The sequence below is a fragment of the Peribacillus suis genome (genome assembly GCF_059384845.1).
Window position 1 is genome coordinate 2,994,979 of record NZ_CM182019.1, and the last position, 12,461, is coordinate 3,007,439.

Annotated in this window: 9 protein-coding genes; all 9 read right to left on the reverse strand. The window is 41.9% G+C overall.

From position 1 onward, the window contains the following. Positions 1-12: 12 nt before the first annotated feature. Positions 13-2,640 carry a DNA polymerase I gene (gene polA / locus AC503W_RS14620; protein WP_427686750.1) on the reverse strand — a complete coding sequence of 876 codons (2,628 nt, stop codon included), beginning with the start codon at positions 2,638-2,640 and terminating at the stop codon, positions 13-15. Between the two features lie 128 nt (positions 2,641-2,768). After that, entirely contained in the window at positions 2,769-3,698 is a 930-nt protein-coding gene (gene hflC, locus AC503W_RS14625) for a protease modulator HflC (RefSeq protein ID WP_402874405.1), read from the reverse strand. After that, on the reverse strand, positions 3,695-4,708 hold the full coding sequence (gene hflK / locus AC503W_RS14630; protein WP_427686809.1) for an FtsH protease activity modulator HflK: 1,014 nt from the start codon (positions 4,706-4,708) through the stop codon (positions 3,695-3,697). Before hflK ends, hflC begins: the two co-directional genes overlap by 4 nt. 232 nt (positions 4,709-4,940) lie before the next feature. Beyond that, positions 4,941-6,719, reverse strand: a complete 1,779-nt coding sequence (gene pnpS, locus AC503W_RS14635; RefSeq protein WP_402986586.1) for a two-component system histidine kinase PnpS — start codon at positions 6,717-6,719, stop codon at positions 4,941-4,943. Continuing rightward, positions 6,716-7,432, reverse strand: a complete 717-nt coding sequence (locus tag AC503W_RS14640) for a response regulator transcription factor (protein WP_402874401.1) — start codon at positions 7,430-7,432, stop codon at positions 6,716-6,718. The genes pnpS and AC503W_RS14640 overlap by 4 nt, the downstream gene beginning before the upstream one ends. A gap of 252 nt (positions 7,433-7,684) precedes the next feature. Then, positions 7,685-8,620 carry a malate dehydrogenase gene (gene mdh / locus AC503W_RS14645; protein WP_402986588.1) on the reverse strand — a complete coding sequence of 312 codons (936 nt, stop codon included), beginning with the start codon at positions 8,618-8,620 and terminating at the stop codon, positions 7,685-7,687. Between the two features lie 123 nt (positions 8,621-8,743). Then, complete coding sequence (gene icd / locus AC503W_RS14650) at positions 8,744-10,012, reverse strand: NADP-dependent isocitrate dehydrogenase (protein WP_402874397.1); 1,269 nt, start codon at positions 10,010-10,012, stop codon at positions 8,744-8,746. Positions 10,013-10,167: 155 nt separating this feature from the next. Then, entirely contained in the window at positions 10,168-11,283 is a 1,116-nt protein-coding gene (citZ, locus tag AC503W_RS14655; protein ID WP_402874394.1) for a citrate synthase, read from the reverse strand. Positions 11,284-11,826: 543 nt separating this feature from the next. Next, entirely contained in the window at positions 11,827-12,288 is a 462-nt protein-coding gene (locus AC503W_RS14660; protein WP_402874391.1) for a DUF441 domain-containing protein, read from the reverse strand. Between the last annotated feature and the right edge of the window lie 173 nt (positions 12,289-12,461).

Consider the following 12,461-nt stretch of genomic DNA (forward strand, 5'->3'; position numbering starts at 1 on the left):
ACCTATCTTCATTTATTTAGCATCAAACCATGTTGGTCCATATGCATAATCCACTTTGAGTGGAACGTTCAATTCAATCGCATTTTCCATTTCTTCCGGTACGATTTTCATCAGGATCTCGAGCTCCTCCGGTGGTGTTTCGAAAATCAATTCATCATGAACCTGCAGAAGCATCCTCGTTTTAAGCCCTTCTTTTTTCAGGCGTTCGTTCATATTGATCATCGCTAGTTTAATGACATCTGCGGCACTTCCCTGAATTGGGGTATTCATCGCTGTCCTTTCAGCAAAACTTCTGATATTGAAATTACGGCTCGTGATTTCGGGAATGTAGCGCCTTCTTTGCAGTAATGTTGTACTGTATCCGTTCTTACGTGCTTCATGAATACTTTCTTCCATATAATCCTGCACACCTGGGAAGCTTTTGAAGTACCTCTCGATGAACTCCCCAGCTTCCTTACGTGTTATCCCAAGACTTTGAGAAAGTCCATAGTCACTTATTCCATAAACGATTCCGAAGTTTACGGCTTTAGCGTGTCTACGCATATTTGATGTGACTTCCTCGGAAGGCACATGGAATACATCCATTGCCGTCCTTGTATGAATATCCATCCCGGCCCTGAACGCTTCAACCAATCCACTGTCATTGGCGATATGCGCCAATACGCGGAGCTCGATTTGCGAATAGTCGGCTGCGAAGATAATCCAATCCTTTTCGGAAGGAATGAACGCCTGTCTGATTTTCCGACCTTCCTCTAGACGAATCGGGATATTTTGCAAGTTAGGGTCCGTTGAACTAAGGCGGCCCGTTTGGGTCAACGCCTGATTGAATCGGGTATGCACCTTATCCGTTTCCTGGTTCACCACTTTGAGCAAGCCCTCGATATAAGTCGATTGCAACTTGCCCAATTGCCGGTACAACAGGATTTCCTTTACGATATCATGCTGGCTTTCCAGTTTTTCCAGTACATCCGCTGACGTGGAGTAGCCCGTTTTCGTCTTTTTGTACACGGGGAGCTCCAATTTTTCAAATAAGATTACCCCGAGCTGTTTCGGGGAATTGATATTGAAGGCTTCCCCGGCCAAATCGAAAATTCGTTCCTCAATGCTTCTTAAGCGGACAGCCAATTCCTGTCCCATCTTTTTCAGCCTTCCGATGTCCACCTTTACGCCCTGCCACTCCATATTTGCTAGGATGATGGACAATGGCAGCTCAAGGTCCGTTAACAAATCGTATTGTTCGAACTCACGCAACTTTTCGATCATCGGTTCTTTCAATGCAAAAATGCCCTTCGCTTTTCTGGCAATATGCTCACTAAGTTCTGCATCTCCAGGTATCTTCCGCTTTGCCCCTTTTCCATAAAAGACATCATCGCTCTCTAGCCGCACAAGCCCTTGCGTTTTCGTGATTTCCGCCACTTCATCTACAGACTCTCCGGGATCCAAAATATAGGAAGCTAGAAATACATCAAAATCAATGCCTTTTATATCGATTCCACGGTGGCGCAGAAGTACAACCGTACGCTTCGCATCAAAGACCGTTTTCTTTTTGGTATCATCCTCCGCCCATGTTTTGAATACTTCAGATGTCAGTACGGTTTCACCCGGGAAATAAAAATGTCCATGTTCATTACTGATGGAGATACCCAGGATTTCTGCACGATGGTAGTTATCCTCAAGAATTTCAATGTATAGGGCATTCTCATCGGCAAGCATATCCATTGTCAATTCTGAACCCGTCTGAACATGGATGTCTTCCTGTTCTAGCGGTTCCCCTCCTGATACGTCAAGTTTTTCCAGAAGAGTCGAGAAACCTAACTCTTTATAAAAGTCAATGACCTTTTCCTGATCCATTCCGTTATATTCCGTTTCGTCCACACCCACTTCAATGGGAGCTTCTCGTTTGATTGTCGCAAGCTCCTTACTTAGTAGCGCAAGGTCTTTATGCTCCTCGATCTTTTCTTTTAACTTCTGGCCGCTAACCTCATCAATCGATTGCAGCAGGTTTTCGACCGTTTCGAATTGATGTAGCAATTTAAGTGCCGTTTTCTCGCCCACACCGGGGATGCCTGGGATATTATCGGATGCATCGCCCATCAATCCTTTAAGATCAATGATTTGCACGGGGGAAAGGCCATACTTTTCATGGATATACTTCGGTGTATACTCCTCGATTTCAGTGATGCCCTTCTTCGTAATTGAGACGGTCGTGTTTGGCGAAGCTAATTGTGTTAAATCCTTATCCCCGGAAATGACCTTCACCTCGAACCCATCTTTCTCGGCCTGAAGGGAAAGCGTTCCGATAATATCGTCCGCTTCATAATTTTCCAGTTCGTACCGTTTTATTTGAAAGCAATCAAGCAGCTCCCTTATGAAGGGGAACTGTTCAGATAGTTCCGGTGGCGTTTTCTGACGGCCACCCTTGTATTCCTTAAAGGACGCATGTCTAAACGTCGTTTTGCCGGCATCAAAGGCCACGAGTATATGGGTCGGCTTTTCTTCCTCCAGAATGCGATTGAGCATCATGGTGAAGCCATATACAGAATTCGTATGGACCCCTTTGTCGTTATTCAAAAGCGGAAGCGCAAAAAATGCGCGGTAAGCTATGCTATTTCCATCTATAAGTACTAACTTTTTATTCAAAATTGTCTTCCTCCAGTCACACCCGTTTTATGTAGGTCGGCTTCTATTAATCACACAAAAAAACCGTTCATCGTCTCTTTCCATTCTACCATGAGTGGAAGTGGAAAGAAAAATGAACGGCTATGCTGTTATTTAGTATTTCCCATTAACAAGCTTGCGTACGGCGAGTCGGATGGTAAAATGATAACCGTTTGATTACCGACCGTTTTTTTGTAAGACTCCAGCGTCCGGTATAGTTTATAGAACTCAGGATCCTTGGAGAATGATTTATTATATATCTTGGCTGACTCTCCTTCTCCTTCAGCACGGATGACTTCTGCATCAGCTTCCGCCGATGAAAGCATTTCCTTCACTTTTCGGTCAGTGTTTGCGATGGTCCGGTTTTTCTTCGCATCCCCTTTTGAAAGATATTCCTGCGCTTTACTTTCCCGCTCGGATATCATCCGCTTATAGACCGACTCCTCATTTTCAGCAGGTAAATCCGTCCGTTTGATACGAACATCAGTAAGACTGATTCCATAGTTGTCCTTCACTAACAGTTCATTGACCTTATCTGTGATGCGGTCGTTCAAGCTTCCCCTCGATGATTTCTCGTTGATGATTTCATCATAGTTCAGCTGCCCCAACTCTGAACGGACCGCAGAATAGATGAACTCTTCCATCCTTGTTTCGGCGTTTTCCAGTGTTCTCGCATTGGTGATCAATTTTTTCGGGTCTTCAATCCGCCAGACCGCATAATTATCGATCAACATCCTTTTTTTATCTCTTGTATTGATTTCTGCCTCGGATACATCGGAGCTCATTTGATACTTGGGCAAGGTCACAACGCTTTGAATGAATGGCACCTTGGCTTTCAGTCCTGGTGTTTTATCAATCCTAACCACTTCTCCAAATTGGCGGACGACTTTGTATTCCCCTTCTTTGACAATATACACATTAGTGAAGATGATCAGCATGAGGATGATAAAGATGATGAAGAATATCCCTATTTTCACATAACCTCTCCAATGAAAATCGCCCTTTTTTAGCTCATTGAAATCAATCACTTTTCCACTCATGGCTGGGTGCCCCCTTTCACTGCCGACTCTTCGTTATCCGGTGCTTTCGCTTCTTCTTCCTCAGGGACAGGCACCGTTTTCGTTTCTTCTTTTTCTAATGGGCGCAGCGGTAGATACTTCATTGTATTTCCGTCATCGTTCATGATATAAATATCGGCATTCGGCAATACCTGTTCAAGAGTCTCAATAATCAGACGGTCCCGGGTGATATCCTTATTGCCTTTATATTCACTATATAGCTTTTCAAATACTGCCACATCACCGCGGGCCGCTTCCGTACGGGCCGCTTTATCGCCGTTCGCTTTTGAAATAAGGGCATCTTTCTCCCCTTCCGCTTCATTAATCCTTTTGTTCTCGTATTTATTGGCTTCATTGATTTTCGTATTCGCCGTCTCCCTGGCATCCGTTACGTTCGTGAAAGCTTTACGCACTTCTTCGTTGGGCAGCTCGACATCCTGCAGTTTAACCGCGGAGATGGAAATGCCCACGTCATATTTCTTCATCAATTCCGACAGCAATTCACGAACATCCGCTTCAATTTTCGCCTTACCGGAAGTGAGGGCATCGTCGATTTTCGTACTTCCGATGATGCTCCTTAAAGACGCGGAAGTCGTATCATATAAAATCTTCTGTGGATCATCCGAATTGAAGAGATATTTAGGAGGGTCGGTAATTTTCCATTGTACCACCAAGTCAGCCAGTACAATATTCTCATCACCTGTTATCATCTTGGTCTCTCTCGGATACTCCGTTACTTTTCCTCCTTCTTCCTTATACCCGAATTGGAGGCTGAATGTTTCCTTGGATAGTTTATGGACCGATTGAATCGGCCAAGGTAATTTAAAATGAAGACCTGGCTCTGTTATCGTCTCCTCCACCTTACCAAACGTCATAATGACGGATTGATCTGATTCATCCACCGTATACCAGGTGGAAATGGCGACCACTCCAAGTATTATAATAAGTAAAACAAGTCCCGTTACCGTATAAATCCTTTTTAAGCTTACGATATGTATCACCCCTTCTATTTGGTGTTATATCTTATTTACGCAAAGAAGGGACCAAAGTTTCGTAAAATTGAAAATTTTTAACAAGTCAGCAATGACTCCCCATTTTCAGACAGAAAAAGGCAGGGACTAAAATGTCCCTGCCTTACTTAACTCCTTGGATGAGGGGTTGTACAATCATTGTACCCCTCCATTATGAAGCTTGTTTAAAGGAAGTGTAAAGCCTGTGTAAACTCTACCTATTCCCTTTCAATTTTTTATTCAATGTGACGGTGAATGTCGTGCCGGTACCCGGTTTACTCTCTACGTTAATTTTGCCTTTGTGAACTTCCACAATATGTTTGACGATGGCAAGTCCAATCCCGGTTCCACCTGAATCTCGGCTCCTTGCCTTGTCGATTCGATAAAATCGTTCAAAGATTCTCGGAAGCTCTTTCTCCTCAATCCCGATTCCATTGTCCTGCACGATCACATCCACGGTTTGTTCCTTCTCCGCAACCGTTACAGTCACAATCCCACCATTTGGTGTATAAGCTAAGGCATTGGTAATCAAATTGATGAACACTTGTTTGATCCGATCTGATTCCCCTTCAATAACCACTGAATGCGAAGGCACTTTGACTTCGAGTGAGATTTCTTTTTTTCGTAGTTTACCCATGAGCATTTCCTGAATTTCTTTAAGGATGGTAGTCATATCTACCTTGTCCGTTTTCAGGACAAATTCCTGCTGTTCCATTTTGGATAAATTAAGAAGTTCCTGAATGAGCTCTTGAAGCCGATCGCTTTCGTTTAAAATGATCGATAAAAAGTGCTTTAAGGTTTTCTCATCCTTCCAGGCCCCATCCAGCAATGTTTCCGAAAAGCCTTTAATAGAAGTAATCGGTGTCCTCAATTCATGAGAGACATTGGCAACAAAATCCTTCCGCATTTGTTCCAGTCTTTTCAGTTCAGTGATGTCATGGAAAATAAGCAGGATTCCCTTCCATTCATCATAATCACCGATAATGGGAGCTCCATAGATTTCGAAATGCTTTCGTTTAAGGGCAAGCGGAATTTTCACCTGACGTTTTATCGTTTTTTCCGTCCTGAAAATCTCTTCTATTAGAGCTATGACTTCTTCATCCTTTATCACAGAATAATAGTCTTGATATAGGAATGTATGCGAATCTACATCAAAGGTTTTCTTGAATTCCCGGTTGATTAGCGTTGTATATCCTTTGCTGTCAATTAACAGCACACCACTCCCCATATTTTCGACGAGCGTTTCCAAACGATCCTGGTTCATTTCCCTCGCCATTTCGGTTTCTTGGAGGTTCCTTGCCAGGATATTCAACGAGTTCGTCAACATCCCCGTTTCATCTGAATGTTGCTCGAATTTTCGGGTACGGTAATTTCCTTTTGCCAGGTCAATCGCTGCCATTGTGGCCTCTTCAATCGGCCGGGTGTAATAGGAAGTGATTTTACTTGCCAGCATCAGGATGATGATCAAGGCTGCACCCAAGCAAATGACCAATATGCTCCACATTTGCCGGTTGACTTGTTGAATTGCCTCGATTTCATTACTATGGATGACAAATCCTTCAATCTCGCCATCCTTTTCAACGGCGCTCCAGTAATAATGAAGGTCCGAATCCCCCTCCACCACTTCATAGCCTTCACGCTGCTCCCCCGTTTTTTCAAGGGTGATTTTCTGAAGGACTTCTGCATGGCTATCAAGCAACTCATTTGAAGAGGACGAATCATATAAAACCTCTCCATCTGTCGAAAGAATGGTTAAGTTGGATTCAAGCAACGGCGTTAGTTTCGACGTTTTACCTTTTTCCAAAAAGGAGGTGATACCGCCATGCTCTTTAATATATGTAGAAATGAAAAACGTTTCATTTTGAATTCGTTCGTTGAATGTTTTAATATAATAGCTTTTGAAAAGATGGCCCAACAAAAAACCAACGGCCATCAGTACGACCATCACCAGCGTGATGAGGGTAAATAGCAGTTTCTTACGGTAGGTCGTCATTCTCTTTTAGGCTCCTCGAACTTGTAACCCAAGCCCCTTATCGTTTTGATATACAGAGGTTTTTTTGTGTCTGATTCAATTTTCTCCCTCAGATGGCTGATATGGACATCCACGATACGAGAATCTCCGGCAAAATCATAATTCCACACCGTGCTCAATAATTGATCCCTCGTTAACACTCTTCCTTTATTCTTCACGAGGTATAAAAGTAATTCAAATTCCTTTGGAGTCAATTCTAGTTGATTCTCCTCGAAATAGGCTTCATAGCGTTCAGGAAAGATCTTCAAGTCGCCTATTTTCAGTGAATCATTCTCTGGATCATCATTATTTTCAGTACTATTAGAATGCTGTGATCTTCTTAGTATCGCTTTAATCCGGGCAACTACCTCACGTGGGCTAAAGGGCTTCGTTAAGTAATCATCTGCTCCTAATTCCAGGCCAAGCACCTTATCAAATTCATCATCTTTAGCTGTTAACATCAAAATCGGGATATTTATTTTCTGTTGGCGAAGCTGTTTACACACTTCAAGCCCATCCAATTTGGGTAGCATTAAATCCAATACGACCAAATCAGGACAAAGCTCAACAGCTGCCTGTAAACCTTCTTCCCCGTCCAATGCTGTAATTACAGAGTAACCAGCCTGCTCTAAATTGTATTGAAGTAAGGTAACAATTGATTGTTCATCATCCACTACGAGAATTTTCTTTGACATTAGATCCTCCTGAATTATGTATTACCCTTAAGACATGCTTTTGTCTACTCATCCAATTCTATTATAAAGAATATTATCTGTAATTCACACTTAAAATTCTCTCGTCCTCCCAAAATCACCAATTCCTTTTACTGCCTCAAGTAAGGTAAGGACGAAAAATCCGGGTCGATACATAAAAAGACCACCTGATAGGTGAAAGGAACACAAGCATTCCTGTCACGTTTCGGGCAGTCTTGTTATGAAACGGATGAGTTATTGTAAGATTTTCATGACTGCTTTAACGGAATCGACTGATTTCGAAAGGGCAGCTTTTTCAGATTCCGTCAATTCAAGTTCGATGATTCGTTCAATTCCATTGGCACCTAAGACCGTAGGCACACCAAGGTAGATGCCTTCGAATCCATATTCACCTTCAAGGTAGGCGATTGATGGAAGAACGCGATGTTGGTCTTTCAGGATTGCTTCCGCCATTTCCACAAGGGATGCCGCAGGTGCGTAATAAGCGCTACCATTGCCAAGTAGGTTGACGATTTCCCCGCCGCCAGTACGAGTACGGGCAACGATTGTGTCTAGACGGTCTTTTGGTATTAATGTTTCCAAAGGAATGCCTCCGGCGTATGAGTAACGTACTAAAGGCACCATGTCGTCACCATGCCCACCCAGGACGAAACCGGTTACGTCCTTAACCGACATATTCAATTCTTGAGCGACGAACGTACGGAAACGGGCAGTATCAAGCACGCCCGATTGTCCGATTACTCGTTCTTTTGGAAAACCCGATTCTTTGTAAACCGTATAAGTCATTGCATCTACTGGATTGGTTAAAACGATGATGGTTGTATGTGGAGAGTATTTGACCACTTCTTTCGTTACAGCTTTCATGACTTTTTGGTTCGTCTGAACTAAATCATCACGGCTCATGCCTGGTTTGCGGGCGATCCCGGCAGTGATGATGACGACGTCTGAGTCTGCTGTATCTGAGTAGTCGGAAGTGCCGATGATAGAGGCGTCAAATCCTAGGACAGGACCTGCTTCAGCCATATCAAGTGCCTTACCTTTTGTAGGGTTTTCTGATTGTGGAATATCAACTAAAACGATGTCACCGAGTTCTTTTTGAGCGGCAAGGAATGCTGCGGTAGCTCCAGTGAATCCTGCACCAACTACTGTAATCTTTTTACGTGTAGACATGTTAATTCCTCCTTAAAATATGCAAATATTTCGGAATACTTTTAACATCTGTATACATAATTATACGCCTCCCGGAAAAGGAGCTGAAGTCAGCTCTTTTCCTGAAGGCGTCATTAGTAAAAATTAAAGGTTTTTGATTAGCTCGTCAGCGAACTCAGAACATTTAACTTCTTTTGCACCTTCCATTAGGCGGGCAAAGTCGTATGTAACAACTTTAGAAGCGATTGTTTGTTCTACTGATTTAGTGATGCTGTCCGCAGCTTCATTCCATCCAAGGTGTTCAAGTAAAAGAACGCCTGAAAGAAGAACTGAAGATGGGTTAACTTTGTCAAGACCAGCATATTTAGGAGCAGTACCGTGAGTTGCTTCGAAAATAGCATGTCCAGTTTCGTAGTTGATGTTAGCTCCTGGAGCAATACCAATTCCGCCAACTTGAGCAGCTAGTGCATCAGAGATGTAATCTCCGTTTAAGTTCATTGTTGCAACAACGTCAAACTCTCTTGGACGAGTTAGGATTTGTTGTAAGAAGATATCGGCAATAGAATCTTTAACGATGATTTTGCCTTCAGCTTCTGCAGCAGATTGTGCTTTGTTAGCAGCTTCTGTTCCTTCAGCTTCTTTGATTTGATCATATTGGTTCCAAGTGAACACTTTGTCAGCGAATTCAGTTTCTGCAACTTCATAACCCCAAGTTTTGAATGCGCCTTCCGTGAACTTCATGATATTACCTTTATGAACAAGTGTTAATGATTTACGGCCTTCTTTGATTGCATAGTTAAGTGCAGCGCGAACAAGACGTTTTGTACCTTCTTCAGAAATTGGCTTGATACCAATACCAGAAGTTTCAGGGAAACGGATGTTTTTAACACCGAACTCAGTTTGCAAGAAGTCGATAAGTTTTTTCGCTTGGTCAGAACCTTTAGCATATTCGATACCAGCATAGATGTCTTCAGTGTTTTCACGGAAGATAACCATGTCAGTGTCTTCAGGACGTTTTACTGGAGAAGGTACACCTTCGAAGTAACGTACTGGGCGTAGACATACGAATAAGTCTAATACTTGGCGTAATGCTACGTTCAATGAACGGATGCCGCCACCGATTGGAGTTGTAAGTGGTCCTTTAATAGCGATTAGATATTCGTTGATGACATCAAGAGTTTCTTGTGGAAGCCATTCGCCTGTTTGGTCAAATGCTTTTTGTCCAGCTAAAACTTCTTTCCATTCAATTTTCTTTTCGCCATTGTATGCTTTTTCTACAGCTGCGTCTAAAACGCGTACTGCTGCTGCCCAGATATCAGGACCGATTCCGTCACCTTCAATGAAAGGAACGATTGGATTGTTTGGTACGTTAAGAACACCGTTAGTAACTGTGATTTTTTGGCTTTGTGTCATGTCTCTTTACCTCCGATTCAAATTCAAAGGCTAGTTGGTCTGCCTTATAATTCTTGGCAGAACCACTAACCTCGTTTACTCACATCTTTTAATTTACTACAAATCCGATGAAATTAAATATAAATTTTGAAAAAACTTTTATTTATTCAAAAATTTTATCGATTTTCAATCGGAATGTACTTTTGCATACCTGGTCCAACATACTCTGCACGTGGACGGATAAGGCGGTTGTTTGAATATTGCTCAAGGATATGAGCGATCCAACCTGATGCACGGCTAACAGCAAAGACTGGTGTGAATAGGTCATGCTCGATACCTAGGCTGTGGTATACAGAAGCTGAATAGAAATCTACGTTTGGCGGAAGATTTTTTTGACCAGTCACGATTTCGTGAATTTTAGTCGACATTTCATAATATTGAGGCTGACCAGTAAGCTCAGTCAATTTTTTAGACATTTCTTTAAGGTGTTTAGCACGTGGGTCACCTTTACGGTATACACGGTGGCCAAAGCCCATGATTTTTTCTTTGTTAGCTAGTTTTTCGTTGATATAAGGCTCAACGTTTTCTACTGAACCGATTTCTGTAAGCATTTTCATAACTTGTTCGTTAGCTCCGCCATGAAGTGGGCCTTTTAATGCGCCAATGGCAGATGTAACGCCAGAATAGATATCAGAAAGAGTAGCAACGCAAACGCGTGCAGTGAAAGTAGAAGCGTTTAATTCATGGTCAGCATGTAGAACCAATGCTTTGTTGAATGCTTCTTCTTCGATTGCAGTTGGCTCGTTACCACTTAACATATATAAGAAGTTAGCAGCGAAGCTTAGATCTTTACGTGGTGCAACCGCTTCCTTACCTTGACGGGTACGGGCGAAAGTTGTTACCAACGTTGGGATTTTAGCTTGGATGCGAATGGCTTTACGATAGTTAGCTTCTTCACTCATTACGTCAGCTTCTTCATCATATAGACCAAGAAGTGATACCGCTGTGCGAAGAGCACCCATTGGATGTACTTTATCAATTGGGTATGTTTTGAAATGATTAACAACTTCTGCAGGAAGTTCTGCGTTTTCAGCTAGTTGTTTAGTTAATTCAGCTAATTGGCTTTTGTTTGGAAGAGCTCCATGCCATAAAAGATAGATTACTTCCTCAAAAGTGGCATTTGTAGCTAAATCATCGATATCGTACCCAACGTAAGTTAGTGTATCGTCGATAATCGAGCTTACGGATGAAGTGGTTGCTACCACACCTTCTAGACCTTTTGTTGCTGTCATATAAAATCTCTCCTTTTTCTAAAATTCCCCTATATCCTTGCTCATTACGTATAAATATAGCGCTTCCAAGAGTAAGCTATCCTACCCAACCATCTATTTTTTAGCTGAAGACATGCGTCACCCATCGATAAGTATTCACTGATGTGAATGCCAATCAAAGGAGCATGCACGACCTTTTACAATCGCTTATACGAATTCTAAAAATTAATGCTTGTAGCTTCGCTTCCTAGTGAGCGCTTGCTCAAATAACTACACTCTTTTTTTAGATCATCAGAAACTACTATTTCTAAATCCTAATATAATGACTCGGAGTAGTTACAACATTATTATAAACAATAATCACTTTTTTGGGAATGAAAAGCGCTTAAAATATGAAAAAATTATTATTTCATTAGAAAAATCTCTATTCCTAATCCACCTTTTTTTTCAGCTTTTTCCACCACATTCTTACAAAAAAATGAAATGAAGCAGAATAAATCTAACATAGAAAAGAAAAAAAGATTCCAGAAAAATTAAACAATTACTATTCATTCCCTGTGTCAATTATTTAAAAAAATCAAAAATCTGCATGCATAAATAAGCGATTCCAGCACCAATCAACGGACCTACAGCCACACCTTTGAATAATGCGACGGCTAGAATCGTCCCAAAAACCAATGCGGTTGTAATATGTGGATCGTGAGAAAGCAAGGTAATTCCATTTTTCGCAATCAAGGCAACAGCTATACCAGAAGCCAGCGCAATCCATGCATAGGGCGATTTAATCGCATCCCCTAGTTCCTTGAAGCCAATCGCTCCATTAGCAATAGGGATGAGCACTGCAATCGTAATGATCGTAACGCCTAGGTTGATTCCCTTTGCTTCTAAATAAGGGAACACTTTGGCATCAAGACCAATGATTTTCATGAGTAAAAGAAAACCTGCTGCGGCAATAAGGGATGTGTTTTTCCCAAACCAACCGATTGCCGCAAGTAAAATTAAAAACACGACCGGGCCGTTTATCACTTCTCCTCCTCCTCTTTCCTTTTTGTTATTTTAACATAACAAACCGTCTGTTTACCTTTGTCAAAACCCATGATATTTATTTGGCTACCAATAGAAATAGTTCAGATTGGATCCAAAAGGAACTTTCCTTTCTTTACCATTGTCGTTACAATTATAATACAATGTAGCCGTTA